The 25,624-nt window shown below is 64.5% G+C and carries 28 protein-coding genes; 13 read left to right on the top strand and 15 right to left on the bottom strand.

Features of this window, described 5'->3' with window-relative positions:
* Position 1 precedes the first annotated feature (1 nt).
* On the top strand, positions 2-1,141 hold the full coding sequence (locus X268_RS29915; RefSeq protein ID WP_128928271.1) for a glycoside hydrolase family 5 protein: 1,140 nt from the start codon (positions 2-4) through the stop codon (positions 1,139-1,141).
* 79 nt (positions 1,142-1,220) lie between these two features.
* On the top strand, positions 1,221-2,780 hold the full coding sequence (locus X268_RS29910) for a hypothetical protein (protein WP_208764401.1): 1,560 nt from the start codon (positions 1,221-1,223) through the stop codon (positions 2,778-2,780).
* On the opposite strand, the gene X268_RS39680 is transcribed toward X268_RS29910, so the two are convergent.
* Positions 2,762-2,932, bottom strand: a complete 171-nt coding sequence (locus X268_RS39680) for a hypothetical protein (RefSeq protein ID WP_164937436.1) — start codon at positions 2,930-2,932, stop codon at positions 2,762-2,764. The two genes, X268_RS29910 and X268_RS39680, sit on opposite strands and share 19 nt — an antisense overlap.
* Here X268_RS39680 and X268_RS29905 point away from each other — a divergent pair.
* Entirely contained in the window at positions 2,931-3,101 is a 171-nt protein-coding gene (locus tag X268_RS29905; RefSeq protein ID WP_430648242.1) for a hypothetical protein, read from the top strand. The two genes, X268_RS39680 and X268_RS29905, sit on opposite strands and share 2 nt — an antisense overlap.
* 10 nt (positions 3,102-3,111) lie before the next feature.
* Entirely contained in the window at positions 3,112-3,570 is a 459-nt protein-coding gene (locus X268_RS29900) for a hypothetical protein (RefSeq protein WP_128928269.1), read from the top strand.
* Positions 3,571-3,620: 50 nt separating this feature from the next.
* Here X268_RS29900 and X268_RS29895 read toward each other — a convergent pair whose 3' ends face one another.
* The 5 genes from X268_RS29895 to X268_RS29875 form a co-directional block, all read right to left on the bottom strand.
* Positions 3,621-4,046, bottom strand: a complete 426-nt coding sequence (locus tag X268_RS29895; protein ID WP_128928268.1) for a hypothetical protein — start codon at positions 4,044-4,046, stop codon at positions 3,621-3,623.
* A gap of 75 nt (positions 4,047-4,121) precedes the next feature.
* A complete protein-coding gene (locus tag X268_RS29890; RefSeq protein WP_128928267.1) occupies positions 4,122-4,475 on the bottom strand; it encodes a hypothetical protein in 354 nt (117 codons plus the stop codon).
* Between the two features lie 58 nt (positions 4,476-4,533).
* On the bottom strand, positions 4,534-5,040 hold the full coding sequence (locus X268_RS29885) for a hypothetical protein (protein WP_128928266.1): 507 nt from the start codon (positions 5,038-5,040) through the stop codon (positions 4,534-4,536).
* A 227-nt stretch (positions 5,041-5,267) separates the two neighbouring features.
* Entirely contained in the window at positions 5,268-5,672 is a 405-nt protein-coding gene (locus X268_RS29880; protein ID WP_128928265.1) for a hypothetical protein, read from the bottom strand.
* 75 nt (positions 5,673-5,747) lie between these two features.
* Positions 5,748-6,092, bottom strand: a complete 345-nt coding sequence (locus X268_RS29875; RefSeq protein WP_128928264.1) for a DUF1236 domain-containing protein — start codon at positions 6,090-6,092, stop codon at positions 5,748-5,750.
* A gap of 508 nt (positions 6,093-6,600) precedes the next feature.
* Between X268_RS29875 and X268_RS29870 the strand changes: the two genes are divergently transcribed.
* Positions 6,601-7,917: an aminotransferase class V-fold PLP-dependent enzyme gene (locus tag X268_RS29870; protein ID WP_128928263.1), complete on the top strand. Its 1,317-nt coding sequence runs from the start codon at positions 6,601-6,603 to the stop codon at positions 7,915-7,917.
* A gap of 102 nt (positions 7,918-8,019) precedes the next feature.
* Here the strand turns inward: X268_RS29870 and X268_RS29865 are convergent, their stop codons facing one another.
* The 3 genes from X268_RS29865 to X268_RS29855 form a co-directional block, all read right to left on the bottom strand.
* Entirely contained in the window at positions 8,020-8,454 is a 435-nt protein-coding gene (locus X268_RS29865; RefSeq protein WP_245477707.1) for a DUF2846 domain-containing protein, read from the bottom strand.
* Positions 8,455-8,580: 126 nt separating this feature from the next.
* Positions 8,581-9,603, bottom strand: a complete 1,023-nt coding sequence (locus X268_RS29860; protein WP_128928261.1) for an LLM class flavin-dependent oxidoreductase — start codon at positions 9,601-9,603, stop codon at positions 8,581-8,583.
* 85 nt (positions 9,604-9,688) lie between these two features.
* The gene (locus X268_RS29855) at positions 9,689-10,153 is read right to left on the bottom strand and encodes a hypothetical protein (RefSeq protein WP_128928260.1); all 465 of its coding nucleotides are present in this window, start codon (positions 10,151-10,153) and stop codon (positions 9,689-9,691) included.
* Between the two features lie 605 nt (positions 10,154-10,758).
* On the opposite strand from X268_RS29855, the gene X268_RS29850 reads away from it, so the two are divergent.
* Complete coding sequence (locus X268_RS29850; protein WP_128928259.1) at positions 10,759-11,577, top strand: alpha/beta fold hydrolase; 819 nt, start codon at positions 10,759-10,761, stop codon at positions 11,575-11,577.
* 243 nt (positions 11,578-11,820) lie between these two features.
* On the opposite strand, the gene X268_RS29845 is transcribed toward X268_RS29850, so the two are convergent.
* From X268_RS29845 to X268_RS29835, 3 genes are all read right to left on the bottom strand, one after another.
* The gene (locus X268_RS29845) at positions 11,821-12,504 is read right to left on the bottom strand and encodes a class I SAM-dependent methyltransferase (RefSeq protein ID WP_128928258.1); all 684 of its coding nucleotides are present in this window, start codon (positions 12,502-12,504) and stop codon (positions 11,821-11,823) included.
* Positions 12,505-12,529: 25 nt separating this feature from the next.
* Positions 12,530-12,988, bottom strand: a complete 459-nt coding sequence (locus X268_RS29840) for an Rrf2 family transcriptional regulator (RefSeq protein WP_128928257.1) — start codon at positions 12,986-12,988, stop codon at positions 12,530-12,532.
* Positions 12,989-13,100: 112 nt separating this feature from the next.
* The gene (locus tag X268_RS29835) at positions 13,101-14,039 is read right to left on the bottom strand and encodes an acetamidase/formamidase family protein (protein WP_128928256.1); all 939 of its coding nucleotides are present in this window, start codon (positions 14,037-14,039) and stop codon (positions 13,101-13,103) included.
* A 182-nt stretch (positions 14,040-14,221) separates the two neighbouring features.
* Here X268_RS29835 and X268_RS29830 point away from each other — a divergent pair, with 182 nt between their 5' ends.
* The 5 genes from X268_RS29830 to X268_RS29810 all read left to right on the top strand — a co-directional run bounded on the left by X268_RS29830 (position 14,222) and on the right by X268_RS29810 (position 18,627).
* Complete coding sequence (locus tag X268_RS29830; RefSeq protein WP_128928255.1) at positions 14,222-14,608, top strand: transposase; 387 nt, start codon at positions 14,222-14,224, stop codon at positions 14,606-14,608.
* A gap of 306 nt (positions 14,609-14,914) precedes the next feature.
* Entirely contained in the window at positions 14,915-15,958 is a 1,044-nt protein-coding gene (locus X268_RS29825) for an ABC transporter substrate-binding protein (RefSeq protein WP_128928254.1), read from the top strand.
* Positions 15,955-16,782, top strand: a complete 828-nt coding sequence (locus tag X268_RS29820; RefSeq protein WP_245477706.1) for an ABC transporter ATP-binding protein — start codon at positions 15,955-15,957, stop codon at positions 16,780-16,782. The genes X268_RS29825 and X268_RS29820 overlap by 4 nt, the downstream gene beginning before the upstream one ends.
* A 20-nt stretch (positions 16,783-16,802) precedes the next feature.
* Positions 16,803-17,630 (top strand): ABC transporter permease, encoded by an 828-nt coding sequence (locus X268_RS29815; protein WP_245477704.1) that lies wholly within the window; start codon positions 16,803-16,805, stop codon positions 17,628-17,630.
* 73 nt (positions 17,631-17,703) lie between these two features.
* Positions 17,704-18,627, top strand: a complete 924-nt coding sequence (locus X268_RS29810) for an acetamidase/formamidase family protein (protein ID WP_128928251.1) — start codon at positions 17,704-17,706, stop codon at positions 18,625-18,627.
* 240 nt (positions 18,628-18,867) lie between these two features.
* Here X268_RS29810 and X268_RS29805 read toward each other — a convergent pair whose 3' ends face one another.
* Positions 18,868-20,889, bottom strand: a complete 2,022-nt coding sequence (locus X268_RS29805; protein ID WP_128928250.1) for a YgiQ family radical SAM protein — start codon at positions 20,887-20,889, stop codon at positions 18,868-18,870.
* A gap of 222 nt (positions 20,890-21,111) precedes the next feature.
* Between X268_RS29805 and X268_RS29800 the strand changes: the two genes are divergently transcribed.
* Entirely contained in the window at positions 21,112-22,056 is a 945-nt protein-coding gene (locus X268_RS29800) for a DMT family transporter (protein ID WP_128928249.1), read from the top strand.
* 294 nt (positions 22,057-22,350) lie between these two features.
* Here the strand turns inward: X268_RS29800 and X268_RS29795 are convergent, their stop codons facing one another.
* A complete protein-coding gene (locus tag X268_RS29795; protein ID WP_128928248.1) occupies positions 22,351-23,031 on the bottom strand; it encodes a GntR family transcriptional regulator in 681 nt (226 codons plus the stop codon).
* Positions 23,032-23,040: 9 nt separating this feature from the next.
* Positions 23,041-24,453 (bottom strand): FAD-binding oxidoreductase, encoded by a 1,413-nt coding sequence (locus X268_RS29790; protein ID WP_128928247.1) that lies wholly within the window; start codon positions 24,451-24,453, stop codon positions 23,041-23,043.
* A gap of 177 nt (positions 24,454-24,630) precedes the next feature.
* Between X268_RS29790 and X268_RS29785 the strand changes: the two genes are divergently transcribed.
* A complete protein-coding gene (locus X268_RS29785) occupies positions 24,631-25,515 on the top strand; it encodes a dihydrodipicolinate synthase family protein (protein WP_164937996.1) in 885 nt (294 codons plus the stop codon).
* The last annotated feature ends 109 nt before the right edge of the window (positions 25,516-25,624 follow it).

Below are 25,624 nucleotides of genomic sequence, written 5' to 3'. Positions count from 1 at the left end.
CATGGCCGCGTCGCGCCGTCGTCTGCTGACTACGGCGCTGCTGCTCTCGATCTCGTTCGGCCCGCCGGCCTTCGCCGGCGATTGCGTGCCGGTGCCGCAGACGGTTGCGCCGGGAAGGCTCGCCGCGCTGTCGCGCGGCTTCAATGCCGACGGCTGGATCAACGGCGAGGTGCCAAGCCGCGGGTTGCTGCAGCAATTGCGCAAGTCGGGAATGAGCCATGTCCGGCTGCCGGTGCCGGCAGAGCGCGTCATGCCCCGTTTCGCCGCCAAGGCCGAGCGTGACGAGACGCTGCGCGTGGTCGACAAGGCGTTGAAGCAGCTCACCGCGCTCGGCTACGCAACGTCCGTCGATCTTCATCCCGGCGAGCGCTTCAATCGCCTGCACAAGGACGACCCGGACGCAGCGTTGCAACAGATGCAGGAGGCCTGGAGCGGACTTGCCGAGGTCATCCGATCCTATCCTGCCGATCGCGTCTTCGCCGAGCTGCTCAACGAGCCCGACATCGACGCCGGCAAATGGCAGATCGAGGTCGAGACGCTCGCCGCCTTCGTGCGCCGATTGCTTCCCACGACGACCCTCATTGTCGGTCCAGTCAACTGGCAGCGGGCGGACTCGCTGCCGCGATTCCGTCCGCTGCCGGATCCCGACGTCGTCTATGCCATCCACTTTTACGACCCCATGGTGTTCACCCATCAGGCCCATTGGGATGCACAGAATCCGCTGCACGACATCATCGATCTGCCTTATCCGATCAACGCCAGCGATCCCAAGGTTCGGGCGCTGCGCCAGGATTTGCAGGATCGGGGCGCGACCAAGGCGCTCGGCATGCTCGACACTGCGATTGCCGCGGCCGAGGCCAAGCCGGGCGTCGATCGCTGGCTCGCGCCCGCGCTCGAATGGCAGCAGCAATTCGCGCGGCCGATCATCGTCAACGAATTCGGCGTCCTGAAAGCCGGCGCGCCCAGGGCAAGCCGGTTGCGCTGGCTGGCGGAGGTCACAGCCTATGCCCGCGACCATTGCTGGGGTTGGACGCATTGGGAGCTGACGCAGGGCTTCGGCCTCGTCGACCGCAGCACCGGCAGGCCCGATCCCGACGTGATGCGGGCGTTGCGCGGCGCGACGCGGCCCGGCCGGCGCTGACGGCGCACTCCGCTATCGTTAACGTCTCCTTACCCACCGCCCGTTATCGTGCCGTCCGCGCGATGCCGAAGGACGATTGATGAGCGCCCGCTACCCACCGCAGGATCAGAGCGTGCAGGCCGTGACGTCGCCGCCGGCCTGGCGCGAGCTGGCCGCCACGTTCTGCATCGCCATCGCAACGATCGGCTTCGCCCCGGTGCTGCATCTGGCCAATCCGGCGCTGGCCATCGTCGTCGAGGTCCTCGTCGGCATCGCCATCGTTCTGGCGGTCCCGACCTATGCGCCGGCCATCGCGATCTTCGTCCTGTTCTTCCAGAATCTGTTCGTCTCGATCCTGTCGCCGCTGGTCCCGCTGCCGTCCGATCTCGACTTCATCAAGGGCTACAACTTTCTCGTCTGCTCGGTCATGTGGCTGGCAACGTTCGGCCTCTACGTGCTGGGCCAAAGGAATCAATCGGCCGAGGTCAACCGCATCATGCGCTGGGGCGTCGCCACCCTTGCCGTGGTGTCGCTCTATTTCGCGATCGGCTTCAGCCAGAACGGACAGCCCGCCGCGGTTTACTTGCGCAACATCGTGCTGCCGCTGTTCCTGTTCCAGCTGTCGCTTCTGACGGCGGCGACCTATGAGGTGCGCATCACGCCGTTCCTGGTGACGCTCGCGGTCATCCTCATCTGTTGCGGCTATGTCGAGCTCGCCTTCCGCGACGTCTGGCTGGCCATCACCAACGGCTCTACGTTCTGGGGTTTCGACGAGCTCAAGGCGACCCATTCGGGCGTCTGGGAGGCGGAGATGCGGGCCACCGGAAACGTGCCGGTCGACCTCAAGGATCGCTTCAGCTTCGACTTCCTGAACACGCCGCTGCTCGAAGGGTTCGGCCTGTCGAAGATGCTGCGCATCCACGGTCCGAACATGCATCCGATCAGCTTCGCCTACGGGATCGGCTTCCTCGCCCTGTTCCTGTTCTCGGTTGGACGTCCGCTGCTGGCCCTCGCGGCGCTGCCGCTCTTGGTGTTCTGCAGCGTGAAGGGCGCGCTGATCGTGGTGATCTTCGTGGCCGCGGCGTGGATCTCGACCCGGCTGCTCGGCGCCGTGCTGACGCTGCTGCTCGGTTTCCTCGGCTTGGTTGCGTTCGCGATTCTGGCGATCCGCGTCGGCCTCCAGATCGGCGACTATCACGTCATCGGCCTGATGGGCGGTCTCAACGGATTTTTGGAGAAGCCACTCGGCCGCGGCCTCGGCGTCGGCGGCAATTTGTCGGAGAGCTATTTTTCGATCGACTGGAGTGCCGCGCAGGCGGCCGGGACGATCGATGGCGCGGTCGAGAGCGCGATCGGCGTGCTCTTGTACCAGATGGGCATCGCCGCCCTCGTGCCGCTGGCCTTCTATTTCGCGATGGCGCTCAAGGCCTGGCGGCTCTATGCCTCGTCAGGCTACCTGACGCAGGGCCTTGCCGGGTTCGGCGTCCTCGTCGTGCTGCTCAACGGATTGTTCCAGGAAGAGGCCTTGTTCGCGCCGCTCGCGCTTGGGCTGATGCTCTCGCTCACCGGCCTCGTCATCGGCAGCCAGCTGAGAATGCAGGCGGTCGCCAGCGAGGATGCGGGGCTCGAGCAGCTCACGCGCTACCAGCCCGTGACGTAGCCCGGCGGCGGGCCTGCACGGCCGGCTCTGCGGCTGTGTCGCAGGAACTTCCACTTTTTCCCGGCGTTGAGCCGCGGTCCGCACCAGCGGCCGGCATGCGCGATGAAGAACTTTTCCAACGCTGAATTTTCCCCCGAGGTGATCGAGATCATGACGACCGCCCTGGAAGCCGCGGTTGCGAGTCTGCCGGAGCCGGTGCATGCCTCGCACGTCAACGCACTCGCCGAATCCATCCTGCGCACCGCGGGCGCGGGCGTGCGCAACGTCGCTGATCTGCAACGGATCGCGTTGATGGAGCTGCAGCTGATGCCCCGCAACTGATGAGGCAAAGATGAAGACGACATTCGTCGCGATCCTCGCGCTGCTTGCCACGCTGTCCGCCGCCCGCGCCGACAGCTGGACCAGTTATCGTATTGCCGAGACCGGGACGTCGGTCGATTTTCCAAGATCGCTGTTCGCGGAGTTGGCCGGCAAGCCCGATGGCTATGGTCAGCAATTTCGTACGTCGGACGGCAGGGCAGACCTCACCGTGCAGGCCGTTTCCAATGAGCAGGGTCTGACCCCGGCGCAATTTCTGGCGAAGAAGAATCCACCATCCGGAATCATTTATAAGCGCGTGGCGCGTGATTTCTTCGTGGTCTCGAGCATCAAGCGCGACAAGATCTGGTACGATCGCTGCAATTTTTCTCGGGGATATGTGCACTGCGTGCTGATCAATTATCCCGAGGCCGAGAAGCGACAATGGGACCGCGTCGTGACGCGCATTAGCCACAGCCTGAGCGCCAACTGAGCGGATCCAAAAAGAGCTGCCCGAGCAAGTCGGGCAGCAGGTCGTGAGGGTTAGCGTGCGGTCGTTGACGTGGTCGACATGGTCGGCTTCGAGCCCGGCACATGAGACATCGTCTTGGTGGTCGAGCCCACCTCTTCGCCGGCCTTGACCTTGGTGCGCGTATGCGAGCGGCTGAACGTGCCGCCCTCATGCGCCTGCGCCCGGGCATTCGAGTTCATCACGGGGCCATTGCCCTTGTTCATGCTGACCCCGGTCTGCGTCTTGCCGCTCACGGCAGCGGCGCTTCCGCCGGCCGCGATCGACGAGCCGGTGCGGCCCGTCGCCGAGGTGGACGTCCCACCGGTGCCGACGGTCGAGGCCGAGGTGCCGCCCACCGCGGCCGAGCCGCCGCTTCCGCCGGTGATACTGGTCTGCGCGAGAACCGGTGAGGCGGCAAGCAGAGCTGCAGCCGCTGCGGTCATGACTAACGTTCTCATGTGCAATCCTCTCTAGGTTTGGGGCATGATCCGAAGAATGCTCAGCGCTTTTCCGAAACGATCACGCTCGAACGATTAGGGTGACGAGGTCGAGATCGTGCAGCCGTTGACGGTGATGGTGCTGGCGCTGGTCGTGCCAGGACCACCCGCCGTCGACGAGGAGCTCGAGACGTTGCCGCCGCCCGCCTGAACATGCACGGACGATCCACCGGCCGAGCTCGAGCTCGAAAGCGAACCGCTCGACGCCGTCGAGCCGGTGGTGCCGGAGCCCGACGCACCGGCTGCGCTGATGCTGCCGTCTGCATGTTTCTCGACGGTGACCTTGCAGGTCTCGCCCGACGTCGTCTTGCCGGTCTTTTCCATGGTTTCTGCCGATGCAGCGCCGCCCATCAGAACCAGTGCCGCGATCGCAATGATTGACTTGTTCATGGCAGCTCCTCCTCAACATGGACGAAGGGAGCGGCACGCGGCCGCTCCCGGGATCGGACTAGTTCTTGTCCTTCTTCCACTCGTCCTTGTTGTGGCCCTTGCCCTTTTCCAGGCCCATGTCACTGGCATGGCTGCCGGACTTGCCGTCGCCCATGCCGGGCGACTTCGACGCGCCAGACTGGCCAACGGTCGAGCCACTGCCTGCGGCCGAGCCGCCGGTGCCGACGCTGGACGAGCTCTTGCCGCCGCCCGCGGACGAGCCGCCGGTGCCGAGCGTCGAGGCCGAGCCGCTGCCTGTGCCGCTGCCGGCTGCGGAGCCGCCGGTGCCCACAGTCGAGCTGCTGGTGCCACCGCCCGCCGACGAGCCACCGGTGCCGAGAGTTGAGGCCGAGCCGCTGCCCGTGCCGCTACCGGCCGCAGAGCCGCCGGTGCCTACGGTCGAGTTGCTGGTGCCGCCACCCGCCGACGAACCGCCGGTGCCGACCGTCGAGCTCGATTGCGCAACGGCGAGTGCCGTGCCGGCCAGCAGCGCGGCCGCAGCCGCAGAAAGCTTCAGGATCCTCATGTCCATCTCCTCCAAGGTTTTGCAAAGACAAATCGCCAAAGCAGGCTCGGGATAAATTGGTAATCGTGTAAACGTTCCTTGCGTCGGACACGCTGACGCGTCGATTCAGTGCTCATGGGAGTTCCGCGGCCCGAGCGCGGCGCGCATCGCAATTCATTCATTCATTGTTCATCTGCGCCGAACGCGAGTGTTTGTGCGCGCGATGCCGGGACCGGCGGCAGCTTCTGTCAGAATGCTCCGACCATCGCCTGTCGATCGTAAAGACGGCGCATGGAGGCAGCACGCGCAGTCCGCTTCGAACGAAGGCTCGTTGTGCGTGCGGCGCTCGGCTGGGATGCCGGTGGGGCTTTCGTCTCCGGCTTCTGCGGCGCAGCCATCGCCAACGCGTGGTCCGCATGATCGTCGCTTTGCTGGCCGGCAAGCAGGGGCGAGGAAACGGCTGTCGCGATCTGGCTAGATGTGTCGAAGATGATCTTTTCAGGCCAGGTGCGTGCGGAGTGGATGCGAATGATGCTGCGGTCGACCCCGGGCGCCGGAGCGAGGCCGGCCGGCGGTGGCAGTGAGCGATCGAGTGCGAACAGCAGCGCAACGACGAAGGCGCTGGCAAACAGGACGTATCGAACGATGGGCATCGAATGCTACCGCGGCAAGAACGGGTGTGATGACGCAGGCGGGCCGCTTCTCCACGGCCCGCTTGCGTGGCGGCGTTAGTCCACTTCCTGGACGACCATGCGGGTCTCGGGATCGACCAGCATCACGTGGCTGCCTGAATAGACGTAGCGGTATTTGGTGAGCGAAGGACCCCAGTCGCTCGGAACAGCCGTGAGCTCGACGTCCCGCGGCACCGGGGAGCCGATGACGATCTTCTCGCGCGTTTCGACCGGGCGGATCTTGTGCTCGGTGACGTAGGACCGGATCTTGGTGCGATATTCCGGTTCGATCTGCACGGCAGCGCCATGCCCGGCGCCGGTCGTTGTCGTGACGGTGGTTTGCGCCATGACGCTGGTCGACACCAGCAGCGCGGCGGCCGATATCAGCATGAATTTCTTCATTGCATTCTCCCTCGCCGCTTTATGCGGCGCTGCGATGAACTCGCCATCCGCCTCCCCGTTCCGTCGGCGGCGGAACATCTGCCGTTTTTTCCCGTTGCGTTCTGCGGGAGCAGTCATTGGAGGAGAGGAAGAATGCCCGTATTGATTCTCTGGGCCGTGCCCGCCATCCTGGTCGTCGGCGGCGGCATCTATCTGATCGGCCACATGCACTGAATGCGGAGGCCCCCGGCTTCTGCGATGTAGAAGCCGGGGTCGCGCAATTTGCCTGCTTATAAAGTACGCGCGGCTGAACCGACCATCGAGCTGGGGCAGCGTTGCGACGACTCATCTTCAGTGCAGCCACCAGCTCACCTGTAATCTGCTTCGCACGCAAAGATGCTCGATGGCGGTAGATGAACTAGGCCTCGCGAACCGCAGTGGGACGCGCTCCCATCATCGAATTGTCACCCCGCTGTCATTCGCGCTCTATTGATCGCTGCTCCTTTCGCCGCGCATCGTGGAGACTGATATGCATCTGACTGATACAATTTCGTCCGCCCGCCGCTGGATCCTGAAGAGCCTCGCGGCAGCCGCCGTGGCGCCGCTTGCGGAGCCGGCTTTTGCCGAGGGCCTTCCGGCGCAGCCGACCGGTTCGGCCGTCGCCCGGGCCACCGACAAGGCCTATTGGGCGGAGGTAAAGCGGCTCTATGCCGTGACGCCCGACATCGTCAATTTCGAGAACGGCTATTGGGGCATCATGGCCGAGCCCGTGCGGCGCGAGTTCATCCGTCAGTCCGACATGATCAACTATCAGAACACTTACTACGCGCGGCTGCGCGCGGGCGCGGATTTCGAGGCCGTGCGGGCCAAGGTGGCGGAGGCGGTCGGTGCGCTGCCCGAGGAGATCGCGCTCACCCGCGGCGCGACCGAAGCGCTGCAGCTCCTCATCGGCGGCTACAACAGGCTGAAGCCCGGCGACGGCGTGCTCTATGCCGACCTCGACTACGATTCGATGCAATATGCGATGAACGCGCTGCGTGCGCGCCGCGGCGTCGACGTGGTCAAGTTCGACGTGCCGGAGCCTGCCACGCGCCAGGCAGTGCTCGACGCCTATGTCCGCGCCATCGAGGCCAACCCGAAGACGCGACTTCTGCTCCTGACCCATGTCAGCCACCGCACCGGCTTCGTGATGCCGGTTGCCGAGATCGCCCGCATGGCGAAGGCCAAGGGCATCGACACCATCGTCGACGCCGCGCATTCCTGGGGCCAGATCGACTTCAAGGTGAGCGCGCTCGAGGCCGATTTCGTCGGCTTCAATCTGCACAAATGGATCGGCGCGCCGCTCGGCGTAGGCTTCCTCTACATCAGGAAGGATCGCCTCGCCGCCATCGATCGCGACATGGGCGACGAGGACTTTGCGGAGAGCGACATCCGCTCGCGGGTCCATACCGGCACGGTCAATTTCGCCACGGTGCTGACGGTGCCGACGGCCGTGGCGCTGCATCAAGAGATCGGCGCCGCGGCGAAGCAGGCCCGCCTGCGCTACTTACGCGACTATTGGGTGAGCCGCGCCCGCGGATTGAAGGACATCGAGATCCTGACCCCGGACGAGGTCGGCTCTTACGGCGCGATCACCTCATTTCGCCTCGCCGGCAGGACCAGCAAGGCGGACAACGAGGCGACCGTGGCGAAGCTCCGGGACGGCCACAAGATCCTGACAGTGCGGCGGGCCGGCGTCGCCAAGGGCCAATGCATCCGCGTGACTCCGGCGCTCTTCACCGATGAGGCCGATCTCGACCGCCTCGTCGAGGCGCTGGCGGTCATCACGGGGACGAAGACAGGGTGAGGCTGGCGCGGATAGCAAACCAATTTGAGAGCGGTCTCGTGCGGCCCATTCGAGACGTCCCGCTTGAGGCGGGCTCCTCAGGAATCCCCGGAGCGCCTCAGATCACGTCTTGCCACACGAGCTGTTGCTCTGATGCAGGCTGGCCACGTCGGCACGGCCCTGGCTTTCCGTGACCTGGATCAACGTGATTGCGCCGGGCGTGATGATTCCCATCTGCGGCTGTGCGGAGAGGTAGACGGTGCTGCCGGCGCGCAGATCGAGGCTCACCTTCTCGCTTCCTTGCCCGAACAGGTTGGTGCTCAGCGGAAGATTGTTGACCGCAACCTCGTGGCGGCCCGGAGGGAGGTCGCAGGCCACGAAACCCGCAGCCTGACTGCCTCCAATGGCGCGTCCATCTACCGAATAGCTTGGCTGGACCGCGAAACCCAGGGCCGATGAGCGATAGACCACCAGCCGCGCGGTATTTGCATTCACGTGTTCTGTCAGAGCCGCGCTGCCCATCGGCCCCGATGCGCACCCTGCCAGCAAGAAAGCCAAGACAAAGATCCCCAGACCCAAGCGCATTCCGCCCCCCGATTCAGTCCGACAGTCCCCGCGGACATCATCGGCGAGGGTGGTGTGGCGAGTCAATCGCGACTTCTGGTCGTGCCGCGCCGGCTCATGTCACCGCCACCCCAGCGCCGGCGCCACATGCGTCAAGATCGCCTCGATCGCATGCGCGCAATAGTCGACGCCGAGCTGGTTCGGAATGGTCAGCAGCAATGTATCTGCCTCGGCGATGGCCTCGTCCTGCCGCAGCTGCTGGACCAGCACATCCGGCTCGGCGGCATAGGAGCGGCCGAAGATCGCGCGCGTGCGCGGGTCGATGAAGCCGATCTGGTCCTCGCCTCCGCGCTCCCCGCCGAAATAGGCGCGGTCGCGATCGTCCATCAGCGCGAAGATGCTGCGGCTGACGGAGACGCGCGGCTCGCGGGCGTGACCGGCCTCCTTCCATGCCGCACGATAGCTGCGGATCTGCGCGGCCTGCTGCACATGGAAGGCTTCGCCGGTCTCGTCGTTCTTCAGCGTCGAGCTCTGCAGGTTCATGCCGAGCTTGGCCGCCCACACCGCGGTCGCGTTCGAGCCGGCGCCCCACCAGATCCGCTCGCGCAGGCCCTGCGCATGCGGCTCCAGGCGCAACAGCCCGGGCGGATTGGGAAACATTGGCTGCGGATTTGGCTCGGCAAAGCCTTCGCCGCGCAAGAGGTCGAGGAAGACCTCGGCATGGCGCCGGCCCATGTCGGCATCGCTCTGGCCCTCGGCCGGCTGGTAGCCGAAATAGCGCCAGCCGTCGATCACCTGCTCGGGCGAGCCGCGGCTGATGCCGAGCTGCAGTCGCCCGCCGGCGATGAGGTCGGCGCTGCCGGCATCTTCCACCATGTAGAGCGGGTTCTCGTAGCGCATGTCGATCACGGCCGTGCCGATCTCGATCCTGCTGGTCCTGGCCCCGACCGCCGCGAGCAGCGGAAACGGTGAGGCGAGCTGGCGCGCGAAGTGATGCACGCGGAAATAGGCGCCGTCTGCGCCGAGCTGCTCCGCTGCGACCGCAAGCTCGATCGATTGCAGCAGCGTGTCGCGCGCAGAGCGGGTCTGCGATTGCGGCGAGGGCGTCCAGTGCCCGAAGGAGAGGAATCCGATCTTTTTCATGGGGGCAACATATGGATGATCGGAAGAGTTTGCGAGACGTTGGCCGGGGGAAAAATGGCCTCGACCTGCCATGCCGAAGTGGCGCTCAGATTTCGCAACCGGTCACATTCAATGCCTTGAGCAGGCCGCCGAACGCCTTGAGGCGACAGGGCTCGGTCTCGCTGGCGGACTTTGCACGCGGAACATTGGCGGCTCGCTTCGCAACGGGCGCCTTTGGCTTCGGCTTGGGACGTTCGGCGGTCGCATTGGTCTTCGCATCGCGCCGCTGACGGACGATCTGTTGCGGCGTGGACGAACCGGCTTGGATGACTTGCGGAGCAATATGGTCATCGACTGGAGCAGCCTGTGTCGGCATCGCACTGCTCGCGGCGGCAATATCGAGGCGATCGGCCTTCGGCAACGCGTCATGGGAAGCAGAGGTGCCTGCGCTCTGCTCGGCGCGCGGCTGGGTGATCGCAACCGTGCGACGCGGCGGAGCGTTCAGCTCCATCGCCGACAGCACGCCTGCACTCAACAGGATGAGGAGGCCCAACAACGCCATTTTCAGCATAAGCGCCTCTAACCTAGGTTAGTGCCGCCCGGAATTCTCCGCGCCAATAAGGCAACTTTGTCAGCGATCGCCGGCCACCGGCGAATCATTTGCCGACAGGGTTAACGTCGGCGTTGCTGCTGCAGCCGCGGAGGATGCCGCCGCTCACGTCGGGGAGCGGACGGTGCGTCGCTGTCGGAAGATGGTGGGTGAGCGGTTGCGAACTGAGTGCCAAGAGGCTCATCGTCATGTCTGCTGTCGGAGGGAACGGACATCGACAGAGCGAGTCACGACTGCTGCTTTTGACCCATCTCGCACAGTCGCAATGATTCGTGGATTTTCGGAAGACGTAGCTGTGTCCTTCCACCATCATCATGGTGAGGTTTGTAGTCGCGACTGTGCTTCGGCAAGGTAACCCCGACTTGGAAAGCCGATGTCCATGAAGTGAGCGCCGTTCAACATGGACTCAACTGCACGTTGGGTCGGCGGTCGGGTGTTGCCAAGCAACGGCTCTCCAGGCCGCAATTCCAAAATTGTGCCCGCGAAATTGAGGAACGCGTGGCTCGGTGGATCAATTGATCGCTGTCCTTTCAATGAAATGTCTACAGCCCAGATGGAGCGACTCGATGTCCATGATCACCACTACAGACGGCGTAAACATCTTCTACAAGGACTGGGGCTCAGGCCAGCCGATTGTTTTCAGCCACGGTTGGCCGCTGACAGCGGACGACTGGGATGCCCAGATGATGTTCTTCCTGCATCACGGGTATCGGGTGATCGCCCACGACCGGCGCGGCCACGGCCGGTCCGACCAGCCCAGCACCGGCAACGACATGGACCACTGGGTTGCCGACCTCGCGGCCTTGACTGAGCACCTCAACCTGCGCAACGCGATCCACATCGGGCACTCGACAGGTGGCGGTGAGGTGGCTCGCTATGTCGCTGGCCACCAAGAGCGCGTCGCGAAGGCGGTTCTGGTCGCTTCACTGACGCCGAACATGTACCGGAGCGGAGATAACCCGTCCGGTCAACCGCCGGAGTGGTTCGAAGCGATCCGGGCAGGCGTGCTGAACAATCGCTCGGAGTTCTACCGGTTCGTCCCTGAGAATCCGTTTTACGGCTACAACCTGGATGGGACGAAGCCTTCGGAGGCGATCATTGCGAACTGGTGGCGCCAAGGCATGGCTGGCGGTGCCCTCGCTCACTACGCAACCGTCGCGTCTTGGCTTGAAGATTATACCGAAGACCTCAAGAAGATCACCGTGCCAGTGCTGGTGATGCATGGCGAGGCTGATCAGGTGGTCCCGTTCGCAAGTTCAGTGCCGCGTGCGGTCGACCTCCTTAAGAACGGGGCGCTGAAGACATATCCCGGCTATCCCCATGGTATGCTCACCACGCATGCGGATGTCCTCAACTCCGACCTGCTCACGTTCATCAGGTCTTGACGACATCTCTCATCCATCACCGCCTTCCCGCACGAAGGAGATGCCGTTTGCAAGGCGACCTCTCCTTCCTGTTCAAAAGACTGTATGCGACAGCCGCTCTTGGGCCCTTTGCCGACACGCAGGAGCGAACTGCCCATGTCAGGTGTTGAAAGGCGAAACGGACACAGCCTCGTTCGCGGAGTAAGGGATCATGTCCACACACCCGGCGCATTGCCGGCACGAACGCTTGCCCGTGGTGCCGCCTCACGCATAAGCCACCCAGCCCCGGAAGGCGAAGCCGGTATAGAACAAGGTCGGGTTCGAGAAGCCGGCCTCGCGCAGGATCGCCTCATCCTGCATGGGCGCGAGAATTTCCAGGTGATTGGTGACGGCGTCTTTCGCGGCCGCCGCCTGCTCGGGCTCGACGCCGGACGCTGCCAGGAAGGCAGAATAACGTGACAGCCACAGCCGGCGCTCTTCCTCGCCATCCGGCGCGCTCAGATGCGCGACCACGAAGGGAGCGCGCGGCTTGAGGCGGCGGCGGACCTCCGAGGCGATGCGGCGCCGCTCTGCGACGTCGACGAAGTGCAGGGTCAAGAGACAGCTGGCTCCGTCGAACGGTCCCTCCGGCGCATCATCGATATAGCCTTGATGAAGGCGTGCACGTGGTGCGAGCGGTCCCAGGGTTTGCCCGGCCAGCGCCAGCATCGCAGCGGACGGATCAACGCCGTCGAAGCGCCAACCGGGATGCGCTTGCGCAAACGCTTTGAGCTCCAGGCCGCCGCCCGCGCCGAGGACGAGCACCTGCCCATCGCCGGGGACGCTTTCGGCGAGCAGAATCGTCGTCATGGATTGCATGGCGTCATAGCCCGGCACGAAGCGCCGCGGCCCCTCCGTGTATCTCGCCACGAATTGCGGGTCGGAGAATGCGGCTTGAATGTCGGTCATGATGTTGTCCCGTGAATGGAGCCGTTCACGCGCGATGCGCGCTGATGTCGTGGATCTTTCGAGCCCCGAGCCGTTTGCGCAAATCCTCGCCCAGCATCGCCAGCGTCACTTCGCCGAGGCGCGCCAGCAGCACCGCCTCGGCATCGCCAAAGGCCTGATCGAGCGCGGCATTGACGGCCTGCTCGACCAGACAGCCCGGCGCCTCGGTGCGGTTGCCCATCGCCAGCAGCGAAGGGCTGCCGAGCGCGGCATAGACATCGTGCAGCGTCAGCTTCGACAGGTCGCAGGCCAGCGTCCAGCCGCCGCCATGTCCCTTCTCGGAGCGGACGTAACCGAGCTCCCTCAGCCCCGCCATGATGCGCCGGATCACCACAGGGTTGGTGTCCATGGCCTTCCCCAGCCTCTCGGACGTGAATGGCCCAGGCTGCTGCGCCATGTGCAAAAGGACATGCAGCACCCCGGATAATCGGCTGTCTCGTTTCATGTAACTTTATATGTTACATAATCGGCAAAGGTCAAGCCGCCGGCGACGCATGGCGGGCCACGCCGTCGATGGCTGTGTGTCTGGCGTCGATTTTCAGTGGCTGGGCGGGGCGCTACAGCAGCGCTTTCGGCAACAGCATATGGATGCCCTTGTTGCCGTCGACGAGTTGGGTGACGCGAAGATTCCCGGCCAGCGAACACAACATGTAGGCCTCGTTGCGCGTTCGGTTCGTCCGTGCGCAGACATGCTTGACCATTTCCCGGACCGCTTGCTTGGCGGCATCGTCGAGATCCTCGTCAAGGCCGATCGACATGAGATGTGTCGCGCTCTCGGCAAAGGGCCATTTGATATCCATGTCCTTGCGCACGGTCAGGCGGAATGTCCCGCTCACGCCGGTCTCGAGCGCGGTGATGCAGACTTCGCCGTCGCCCTGCACGCCGTGGCCGTCACCGGCGAAGAACAACGCGCCCTCGTTGAATACCGGCAGATACAGCGTCGTGCCGGCCCGCAGCTCCTTGTTGTCCATGTTGCCGCCGAACGCGCGCGGAACGGGGGAGCCGCAGCGGCCCCAGCTCGGTGGTGGGGCAGTGGCGATGATGCCGAAAAAGGGAGCGAGCGGGATCTCAGTGCCCCACGGCATGATGCAGACCTCGCGCTTGCGGTCGATCCTGGGATGGATCGTTTCATAGTCCGTGAACTCGTCCGGCAGCGTTCCGAGCAGAGGAAGGACTGACACGAAGCCCCAGTCCTGGCGCACCTTCACGTCGAGGATGTCGACCTGGAGTGCATCGCCGACATTGGCGCCGCGCACATAGACGGGCCCGGTAATGAAGTGAGGCCCCGGCCCGGGCTGCATCGTTTCCAGGGCGAGCAGATAGTCTTCGGGGACCAAAGACCGATCGTCCGGCAGCGTCTCCTTTCCTCCGGCCGGGAAGCTGTGCAGTGTCACGCTGTCGCCGGAACTGACCTCGAGGACAGGCGGCGTGTTGCAGTCCAAATAGCCCCACACCATGTTTTGGGGTGTGGCGGGGATCTCGTGGCGGCGCTGCATTGGACAACTCCAGGCGTAGCGGTTCGGGCTTTTTTGGGCTCCAAGAGCGATCCGCCCCGGATCGCCACGGCTGCGACCGGCAAAATCGTCCTCGGATATTCTAGGCGCCGGCGATCCTTCGGCTATACTGACTTGAGGCCCAGCGCGGGGCCGGCGTTCGAGCCTCTGCAAACGACGGGCCGATGGAGAGAGCGATGAGGCGATCCCGATTCACCGAGAATGAGATCATTCATCTCCTTGCCGAGGCGAGTTCCGGGGTGTCCATTGCAGAAATCTGCAAGGCCGCCGACATCACAGAACGTACCTTCTACCGGTGGCGTCGCAACTTCGGCACGCTCGATGTTCCCGCCGTTCAGCGGATGAACGATCTGAAATCGGAGAATCTGCGTTTGCGCGGGTTGGTCAACAATCTCTTCGAACTCTTGCGCAAGGCGGATGGCGACGTCAGGAAGGACGGGGCTCCTTCCCCGGCGACGCCGCGCGAGCCGACCCGGGCGAGCCGCATCGCAGCCGAAAAATGTGGAGGGGCATTGACTGGCCGCTTCTCCTCGGTGCGCGTCAATCCGTAGTCGCCTGCGGCCGTCGCGAACGGCGTGGCTATATGCTACGCGGCCTGCAAATCTTTTATGCAGTCAAAATGTCAGAAATGACGAAAACCATTCGCGCGCGGTGCTGAATTCGGCAGCGCGATGATGCGGCGGGCAGCAAAGCCGCGTCTTCAGGCCATGCGCCGTCACACTGCGTCAATGGGGTGACATATTGAAGGGCTGCGCCAAATCGCAAGCAAATCGCGTCGCTTATTTCGGCTTGATGCGGTGCAGTCGGCGCCTAGTCTTTGGGCTGCCCCGTCAGCATTCCCTGGAGAAGTCAGCGCCATGACCGACCATGTTCGTCTCGCTCCGCCGAGCAGCCGCGCGCTCAGTCGCCGCACCTTCCTTGCCGGCTCGTCCGTTGTCGCCGCCGGAATTGGCGCCGCGCCGCTGCTCGGATCCCGCATCGCCTCCGCCGCCGAGCTCAAGACCGTCCGCTTCAGTGAGGCCGTGCACAATCTGGGCTACATCAACCTCTACGTCGGCATGCATGCCGGCATCTTCAAGAAGAACGGTCTCGACATGAAGGTGACCGCCGCCGGCGGCGACACCCAGACCTTTGCGGCGGTGCTTGGCGGCTCCGCGGACTTCGCGATTGGCGATGCGACCATGGCGCAGATCTCCCGCGAGAACGGCGGCCCCGGCGTCGTGGTCGGTACGGTCGTGCAGCGTGCGCACTATTTTGGGGTGTCCAAGACGCTCAAACCGATCACCGATCCGAAGGAGTTCAAGGGTCTCAAGATCGTCACTTCGCCCGAGCCCAACACCAATTTCAGCGTTACCAAGCGGATGCTGGAGAAAGCCGGCCTGAAGCTGGGCACCGACGCGACGATCGTTCCGGTCAATCCCGGCACCGAGATCGCGGCGATGCTGGCCGGGCAGGCCGACATGGCGGTCGCCTATCAGCCGAGCGTCGCCGCCGCGGAGGCTCAAGGCGCCAAGGTCGTGTTCGACTTCTCGAACTATGTCGGGCCGTTCTGCAATACCGGCATCATGGTGCTGCCCTCGACGCTCCAGAAGGACCCTGCGATGGTGCAGGCGCTGGTCACGTCCTTCGAGGAGGCCTCGCGCAAGACCTACGCCGATCCCGCTTTCGCCAAGGAGGTCGCGCGCAAGGAGTTCCCCGATCTTCCCGGCGACGTCGTCGACAAGGCGATCGACGCCGAGCTGAAATATCTCATCCCGGCGCAGTCGGTCATCACCAAGCAGGATCAGTGGAAGAACCTGATGGACATGCAGATCTACCTCGGCAACGCCAAAGGATCAGTCCCGTTCGATCAGATCATCGACAACTCGTTTGCCGAAAAGGCGATTGCCAGCCTGAAATGAGCGTTGAGGCTGCCACACACGCAAGGCCTGGTGAGGGCGAGGCCGTGAACGGCACTGCTCTCCCGCTCGTCGTCGAGCACGTCGCAAAAGGCTACGACCTCAACGGGCAGGTCGTGCCGGTGATTGCCGATCTCAGCCTCACGCTGCGCAAGGGTGAGATCGTCAGCGTCGTCGGTCCCTCCGGTTGCGGCAAGACCACATTGCTCAACACACTCTGTGGCCTGCTGGCGCCTGATGCCGGCCGCATCCGCTGGCACGGTCGGCAAGTCGTTGGTCAGCCCCAGAACGTCGGCTACATGCTTCAGAAGGACCTCCTGTTCCCGTGGCGTACGGCGCTCGCCAACACCATGCTCGGCCTGGAGATCCGGGGTGTTCCTGCTGCCGAGGCCGAAGACCGCAGCCGGGCCATGCTCGACCAGCTTGGACTGCATGGGTTCGCAGACCACTATCCCGCGACGCTGTCGGGTGGAATGCGGCAGCGGGTCGCGTTGGCGCGCACGCTGGTGAATGCCCCGGACGTGCTGCTCCTGGACGAGCCGTTCGCCGCACTCGATTTTCAGACCAAGCTGCTCATCGAGAGTGACATGGTCAGTCTGGTCCGCAAAGGCGGGCGCTCGATGCTGCTCATCACCCATGACATTGAGGAGGCGGTTTCGATCGCGGATCGCGTCATCGTGCTGACGCGGCGGCCGACCGCGGTGAAGGCGGCTTATGAGATCGAACTCGGCTCCAATCGCGCCGACGTCATCTCGCTGCGCGAAAACCCGGATTTTAGCCGCTACGTCCGGCGCATCTGGGCCGATCTCGACGTTGCGATCCAATGACAACGGATATCGGGACCAGCATGGTTGACGCGTCGAAGCCTGCCGGAAGCGTTCCGTCGCCGGTGGCACGCGCAAAGTGGAAGCGCTTGCGCTTCGGCATCGCCGTGCTGGCGACTCAAGTTCTCGTTCTGGCCGCTCTTCTTGTCGTGTGGGAACGCGCCACGCCGAAGGGCAGCCCGGCCGCCTTCATGTTCGGATCGCCGTCGGCAATCGCGGTTTTCCTGATGCAGATGGCGCAGGACGGCAGCCTTTGGCGTGATGCGGCGGTCACCGGCATGGAGACGCTGCTCGGCTTCTTCATAGGCAACCTGGTCGGCACTCTGCTCGGCCTGTCGCTCTGGTATTCGCGTTTCGTGTCCCGGGTCATCGAACCGTTCGTCATCGCACTCGGCTCGATCCCCATCATCGCGCTCGCGCCCATCGTGATCATCTGGTTCGGCACCGGACTGGTCTCGAAGGTTGCAATGTCGACCCTGTCGGTGGTGATCGTCGCGCTGGTAACGTCCTACAAGGGAGCTGTCGGCGTCGATGGAGACCAGATCAATCTCATGAAAACCCTGGGCGCCTCGAGATTCCAGATCTTTCGGAAGCTCGTGATCCCTGCGTCGCTCACCGATATCTTCGCAGGGCTGAAGTTGACGGTCGGCTTCGCGTTGATCGGCGCCATCGTCGGTGAGTTCATGTCGTCGTCCGAGGGGCTGGGACACGCCATCTTCAAAGCGGGATCGCTCTACATCATTCCCAAGGTCTTCGCCGCGCTGGTCGTGACGATCGTGCTCGCGCTGGTTCTCACCTGGCTGGTCGGCAAGATCGAACGGCTGCTGATGCCCTGGCGCCGACAGGCATAGGGAAGATCGTCTGCGACTCTCATCCGCTTCGCGCGTCAACTTCATCGCATCCGCAAATGTCCACGGAGAGACCATGTCCAAGCGCATCAGCAAGGCCGGTAACATCAAGTACGCGCTGTCCGGCGACGACAAGTTCGTCGCTAGCGTCGAGCCCGGCGAAACCTTCGTGGTGGAATGCGCCATCAATGCCAATGACGGCACCATCCGTCATCTCGGACAGCAATTGACCGAGGCCGACGTGACGATGCCGTTCGTCAACGGCGCCACCGGACCGATCGAGGTGCGCGGCGCAAAGCCGGGCGACATGCTGCGTCTCGATGTGGTGAACATGGAGCTCGACAAGCTCGGCTTCACCGCGCTCTGGCCGGGCATTGGCATGTTTCCCGATTGGGTCAGGCGCAAGGAATTCGGCATCCAGACACGCGTCGTCGAAGTCAAGGACGGTCACGTGCACTGGAACGAGCATCTCCGCCTGCCGGTCAAGCCGATGATCGGCGTGGCCGGCGTGGCCCCGGTGCACGGGGCTGTTCTGACCGTCGACAACGGGACGCATGGCGGCAACATGGACGTCCAGGAGATCACCACGGGCAATAGCATCTTCTTCCGCGTCAACAAGGACGGCGCGCATCTCTTCCTGGGCGACTGTCACGCCATCCAGGGCGACGGCGAATGCAACGGAATGGGCGCGATCGAGATCGCGGCCAATCTCACCGTCAAGGTCTCGCTGGCCAAGGCACCCGTGAGGCTGAATCATCCGCGCATCCAGACCGCGACCCACATCTGCACGCTGGGATGCGCCCGCCCGCTCGAAGACGCGATGCGCATGGCTTTCGAGGAGATGGTCTACTGGATGGAGGACGACTGGAAGATTCCAGCGGCCGAAGGCTACATGCTGCTGGGCCAGATCGCAGAGGCCCGCTGCACGCAAATGGTCAATCCAAAGTACACGTATATCTGCAAGGTCGAGAGAAGCCTGCTGGAGCGGTATTACGGATAAGGACAGAGCTTTCGTTGCGAGTGATCGCGGCCAGCCGCCCGCTCTGCCGCGCGACCGGCGACGCGGCCGATGATGCCATCCTGCACCTGTTTTGCCCGACGGAGAAACGTGTACTTGGTCGATCGATCAGCCGGCTTGTGCGCGCCTTAAGTCATTGATCTCGCTGGCCCCGTCTACTGTGCATGGGGTTGTTTTCGAGATTTTTGTCTTGAGGGCGAGGCTGAGCCGGATCGCTGCCGGCTACTTCATCACCCGCAGGCCCTTGGTCGTGAACTTCTGCGTCTTGCTCCCGGGGCGAACCGGGCGCCTGGTGCCGGCGGCCTTGCCGGTGCCGGGCGGCTGGTGTGCGGGCACGAGCTGATGGGGCTGCGAGCCGATCAGGTCGCGGCGGCCCATCTCGATCAGGGCCTCGCGCAGCACCGGCCAATTGTCGGGGTCGTGGTAGCGCAGGAACGCCTTGTGCAGCCGGCGCTGGCGCAGGCCCTTGATCGCCTCGACCTTGTCGCTGCCGCCGTGGCGCACGCCGCGAAGCGGATTGACGCCGGTGTGGTACATCGCGGTCGCGGTCGCCATCGGTGAAGGCAGGAAGGTCTGCACCTGATCGGCGCGATAGCGGTTCTTCTTGAGCCACAGCGCGAGGTTCATCATGTCCTCGTCGGTCGTGCCAGGATGCGCCGCGATGAAATAGGGAATGAGGTAGTACTTCTTGCCGGCGCGTTCGGCGGCTTCGTCGAACATCCGCTTGAACTTGTTGTACGCGCCGATGCCCGGCTTCATCATCTTGTCGAGCGGACCGCGCTCGGTATGTTCAGGGGCGATCTTGAGATAGCCGCCGACGTGATGGGTGACGAGCTCCTTGATGTATTCCGGGCTCTCGACCGCGAGGTCGTAGCGCACGCCGGAGGCGACCATCACCTTCTTGATGCCACGGGTCTCGCGCACCTTGCGATAGAGCCGGATCAGATCGTCATGCGAGGTGTTGAGGTTCGGGCAGATCTCGGGGAAAACGCAGGACGGCCTGCGGCACGCCGCCTCGACCTTCGGGTCCTTGCACGCCATCCGGTACATGTTGGCGGTGGGCCCGCCGATGTCGGAGATCACGCCGGTGAAGCCGGGTGTCTTGTCGCGGATCTTCTCGATCTCGCGCAGAATGGACCCCTCGGAGCGGTTCTGGATGATGCGGCCCTCGTGCTCGGTGATCGAGCAGAAGGTGCAGCCGCCGAAACAGCCGCGCATGATCGTCACCGAGAATTTGATCATCTCCCAGGCGGGAATCCGCGCATCCCCGTAAGAGGGATGCGGCGCGCGCGCATAAGGCAGATCGTAGACCGCGTCCATCTCTTCGGTGGTGAGCGGGATCGGCGGCGGGTTGAGCCAGAGGTCGCGGTCGCCGTGACGCTGCACCAGCGGCCGCGCATTGCCGGGATTGCTCTCCCGGTGCAGCACGCGTGAGGCGCGGGCATACGCTTCCTTGTCCTGCTCGACCTGCTCCAGCGCCGGCAAGCGGATCACGGTTAAGCCCTTCTGGCGCGTTGCGCCTTCATCGGCGGAATCGAGATCGTCGGCGTGCAGCTCGGTGTAATCCTCAGGGACCCTGCGGAACAGCGCGACGCCCCTGATGTCATCGAGCGCGCGCGGCGCTTCGCCGGCAGCGAGCCGCTGCGCCACCTCGACCACGGCGCGCTCAGCATTGCCGTAGAGCAGGAGGTCGGCCTTGGCGTCGGCCAGCACCGAGCGGCGCACCTTGTCGGACCAGTAATCGTAATGCGCGATCCGGCGCAGCGAAGCCTCGATGCCGCCGAGCACGATCGGCACATCCTTGAACGCCTCGCGGCAGCGCTGGGCGTAGACGACGGTGCAGCGGTCCGGCCGCTTGCCGCCTTCGCCGCCGGCCGTATAGGCGTCGTCATGGCGGAGGCGGCGGTCCGCGGTGTAGCGGTTCACCATCGAGTCCATGTTGCCGCCGGTGACGCCGAAGAACACGCGCGGCTTGCCGAGCGCCTTGAACGGCTCGGCCGAATGCCAGTCCGGCTGAGAGATGATGCCGACCCGAAAGCCTTGCGCCTCCAGCAGCCGGCCGATGATCGCCATGCCGAAACTCGGATGGTCGACATAGGCGTCCCCGGTCACCAGCACGATGTCGCAGACATCCCAGCCGAGCGCGTCCATCTCGGCGCGGCTCATCGGGAGAAACGGCGCCGGCTTTCGCGGGCGGGCCTGGGCCATCAGCGGCTTTTCGGCGGTGATCATCTGGGTGTTCATGGGGCCAAGGGATAAGACCCCACGCCCGCGAATACAACCGACGGACGCGTGAAAGATTGTAGGTTCCCTGCCGGTCCGGGCGGGTTAAGTGTTTCTGGTCGATGCGCTGCCGATTTTGCCCTCGCTGCTCGCCGGTGTTGCCTCGACCCATTGAGCGTCGCAATCGTCACATGCGGCGATCCGGGTTCTCACCGCCGCAGCCATGGCGTATTGGGTCGCTTCATGGGCAAGGGAACATCGGAGGGCGGCAACGAAGCGGCCGCCGGCGCAGCATCGTCTGCGGCCGTCTGGCTCGGCGCGGTTGCGCTGATCGGCTTCATCCTGGTGGCGACCGCGCAGGCCTCCAATCAGATTCTGGCGCGCGGGCTCGCCGGATCCGTCCCGCCGTTTGCCCTCGCGTTCTTTCGCTGGAGCATCGTCGCCGTCGGGCTCGCGCCGATCGCACTTAAGGAGATCCGCGACGGCCGCGTGCAGCTCGGGCGCAACATCTGGCCGATCCTTGCCGCCGGCTTCATGGGCATGTTCCTGTGCGGCGGTCCGGTCTATGCCGCCGGCGTGTCGACGACGGCGATCCATATCGCGTTGATCATGGCGCTGTCGCCGATCGTGGTGCTGCTGATCTCGGCCATGCGCGGCATGGAGCATGTCGGTCCGCTGCAATGGCTCGGCACGGCGCTCGCACTTGCAGGCGCGCTGCTCATCATCTCCGGCGGCCATCCGCGGACGCTGATCGACGTTCAGACCGCCTCGGGCGACGGCCTCGTCGTGATCGCGATGCTCGGCTGGTCCGGTTACACGCTGCTGCAATCGCGCGCCGCGCCGAGGGCGTCGCTGCTCGCGCGCATCAGCCTGTTCTCGGGCGCGGGCGCCCTGTTCTCGCTGCCGCTTGCGGCCATGGAGATGTCGGCGATGCCGGGGCAGGTCTTCAGCGCCAAGGCGCTCTCGGCCTATGTCTTCGCCGGGATCGTTCCCGGCCTGCTCGCCTATGCCGGCTTTGCCTGGCTCGGCGGCAAGTTCGGATCGGTGCGAACCTCGCTCGTGCTCTATCTCGGGCCGATCGCAAGCGCGCTGCTGTCTTTCGTTATCCTGGGCGAGCCGCCGAAGCTGATCCATCTTCTCGGCGGTTTGCTGATCCTGGGCGGCGTCTGGGCCAGCCTGCGCCGCTAGTTCCATCAGCGTCCGGGTTCACCCGCAGGAACCATCCGTCGTCGTGGACATTCTGATGCAGGGGTTGCTGCGAGCCCGGCTCGCGCGCGCTCGCAAATGTTCGCCTCTGGCGATGGGGGAGCTGTGAGTACAGTCATAGAGAACTTGCTGTTGCGAAAGCAGAAGCTCGTGGAACAGCTCGAACAGACGCCGTCGATCGAGGATCGCGACAAGATCGAGCACCAGCTCGAACAGATCAACACCGCGCTGGACTTCCTGGACAGGCCCGGACCGCAGAGTGCGAAATAGGCGGGATCACTCCGACCTGGGCGTCTCCACCTTCAGGGCCCTGGCATAGACCACGCCCGAATTGGTGATATGCGTGGTCATCAATTCTTCGAAGGTGGCGAGCTCGCCGCGTGCGAACAAATCGAGCAGCTTGCGATGCTCGTCGAACGAGGTGCGGGTCCGCACGTCGATCGGCGAGGTCAGGTTGGTGCGGAGCGCGGCGACGCGGCCGGAAACCAGCTGATAGGATTCGGCGAGGTAGCGGTTGCCGCAATGGGCGAACAGCGCCTCGTGAAAGGCGGCATCGGCGCGGCCATAGGCGATGTTGTCCTTTGCCACGACCGCCGGTTCCATCGCCGCGATCGCGTCGTTCATCGCAGCGACAGCGCCGTCGCGGTCGTGGCGATGGGCGAGCTCGGCGGCCTTGGGTTCGAGCGCGATGCGGAAGGTGCAGAGCGCGTTGATGTCGTCCGCGCTCGGCGTAAAGACAAAGCTGCCGACTTGCGGGCGGATCACCACGAGGCCTTGCGCCTGCAGCTGCCCCATGGCCTCGCGCACCGGCGTGCGGCTGACGCCGAAGGCGTTCGCCACCATCTCCTCGGAGATGGCCGCTCCCAGTGCGAACTCGCCCTCGATGATCGCCTGCCGTAGCCGCTGCATCACCCGCTGCGACAGCGATTTCGGCGTATCGAGCTTGAGCGATCGCATGCGCGTTTCTCAGATCACCTTGCCGGGATTGAGCAACTGATCGGGATCGAGCGCGGCCTTCAGCGTCCGCATCAGCGCGATCTCGGCTTCGCTCCTGGCGTGACCCAGCCACTGCTTCTTCAAGGTGCCGATGCCGTGCTCGGCGGAGACGCTGCCGCCGAACTCGCGCACCAGGCCGTAGATGATCGCATCCATCTCTTCCTTCGGCTGCTGCTCGACGGGAAGGCCGGTGACCCAGGAGACCAGATGCAGATTGCCGTCGCCGATATGGCCGTAATAGACGCTCTCGCAGCCCTTGATGCCGGAGGCGAGGGCAGCCTTGCAGCGCGTGGCGAACTCGTCCATCCGGGCCACCGCAAGGCCGATGTCGTAGGAGATGTGCGGCCCCAGCACCTGGCCGAACTCGGCGCAGATGTCGCGCACGCGCCAGAAGGCTTGCGTCTGCGCCAGCGATTGCGCCACGGCGGCGTCCGCCAGCAGCCCGCGCTCCATCAGCTCCTCGAGCCAGGCCTGGAAGCGCGGCGCATCGACGCTCTCGTCGGTCCCTTGCGCTTCCACCAGCACATAGAGACCGTGGCCGGCGGCGACCGGCGGCTTCACGCCAGCGCGTGTCGTGATCACGTCCCAATAATCCGGCCACATCACCTCGAAGGCCGACAGCAGCGGCCCGAGCCCGCTGCGCGCCGCGCCGAGCAGGGCGATCACCGCAGCGTAATCCTTCAACGCGCAGAGCGCCGCCATGGTCGAGCGCGGCTTCGGGAACAGCTTCAGCACCACGCGGGTGATGATGCCGAGCGTGCCTTCCGAGCCGATGAACAGATGCTTCAGATCGTAGCCCGCATTGTTCTTCATCAGCTTGTTGAGGCCAGTGATGATGGTGCCGTCCGGCAGCACGACTTCGAGACCGAGCACCAGCTCGCGCGTCATGCCGTAGCGGATCACGCGGTTGCCGCCGGCATTGGTCGAGAGATTGCCGCCGATCGCGCAGGAGCCGCGCGAGCCGAGGTCGAGCGGAAAGAAGAAGCCGGCCTCGTCCGCGGCCTTCTGGATCGTCTCCAGCGGCGTACCGGCCTTCACCGTCATCGTCATCGAAGCAGGATCGATCTCCTCGATGCCGCTCATGCGCTCCAGCGAGATCGCCACCCAGCCGGCCTCGGGCGAGGCGCCGCGGCACAGTCCGGTCAGTCCGCCCTGCGGCACGAACGGCAGGCGCGCCTGCCGGCAGGGCGCAATCGCATCGGCCACGCCTTGCGCATCGACGGGGCGGATCACCGCCAGCGGCGTCTGCGGCAGGCTCGCGCTCCAGTCGTTGCAATTGCGCGCCGGCACGTCGGTGCCAACAAGCACCGCGGCCGCGCCGAGCTTGTCGCGCAAGGCGCCGAGCAATTGGTCGGGTTGCCCGATAGGGGTCACCACGTTCATGCGAGACCTCCTCAGAAATGGGCTGCGCCCACGCGCGCCGCCGCGGTGGAAAGGGTTTGCATGGGTCTTGTATGTAAGGTACAAGATGAAAAGTAAAGCAAAAACAAGGTCTGACAAAGCTTCGTAAGATCGTTTTGGATCAGAGGCTTAGGTCGGAGTCGAACAAAGGGCAGTGTGATGACCGAGGCAATTCGCGGATTCTGGGTGGCGTCGGCGACGCCGCTGGCGAGCGACGGCAGCGTGGACTCGGCAAAGCTCGCGGCTCACGCCAAGCAGCTGTTCGGCAAGGGTGTCGACGGCGTCGTGCTGTTCGGCACCACCGGCGAGGGCACCTCCTTCAATGTCGCCGAGCGCGTCACGATCATTGAAACCGTGCTCAAGGCCGGCGTCGCCCCGGAGCGCATCGGCATCGGCGGCGGCTTCCCCGCCATCACCGACAGCATCGCGCTCGCGCGCGCCGTGCTCGGCCTCGGCCTGCGCCACGTGCTGGTGCTGCCGCCCTATTTCGACCGCGGCGTTTCGCCCGAGGGCATTGAAGATGCGTTTGCCGCAATCATCGACGGCGTCGCTGACGATCGCTTGCGCGCCTATCTCTACCACATCCCGCAAATGTCGGGCGTCGCAATCCCCACCACCGTCGCGGCGAGCCTGCGCAAGCGCTACGGCAAGGTCGTCGCCGGCCTGAAAGACTCCAGCGGCGATTTGAAGCAGTTCCAGGCCTTCCGTGCCGCAGCGCCCGAGCTCGCCATCACCGTCGGCAACGAAGCCGATATCGCCCGTGCGATCGCAGCCGGCGGCGCCGGCACCATCTGCGGCATGGCCAATGTAGTGCCCGAGCTGGTCAAGGGCATGGTCGAGGGCAAGGATGTCGAAGCGCGCATGCGGGCTGTGACCGACATCGTGCTGAAGACGCCCTCGTTCACCGCGACGCTGAAGGCGATCCTGGCGGCGCAGACCGGCGATGCCGGCTGGCAGCGCGTGCGCCCGCCGCTGCGGGCCTCGTCCGACGGCGCTGCGTTCAAGCGAATGCTCGATGAACTAACCGCTCCCGCGATCGCGTGAGATCGCATGAAACGTGATGGGTCGCCGCGAATTCTCGTGCAGCGTGTCGCGGCCGGTACGATCGCAATCTGAGATTGGCGTTCGGGGTGGCTCGTTTCTTAGAACGATT

Origin of the sequence: Bradyrhizobium guangxiense, from assembly GCF_004114915.1 — a bacterium.
Lineage (GTDB): Bacteria > Pseudomonadota > Alphaproteobacteria > Rhizobiales > Xanthobacteraceae > Bradyrhizobium > Bradyrhizobium guangxiense.
This window is presented reverse-complemented; position numbering and strand designations above follow the sequence as displayed.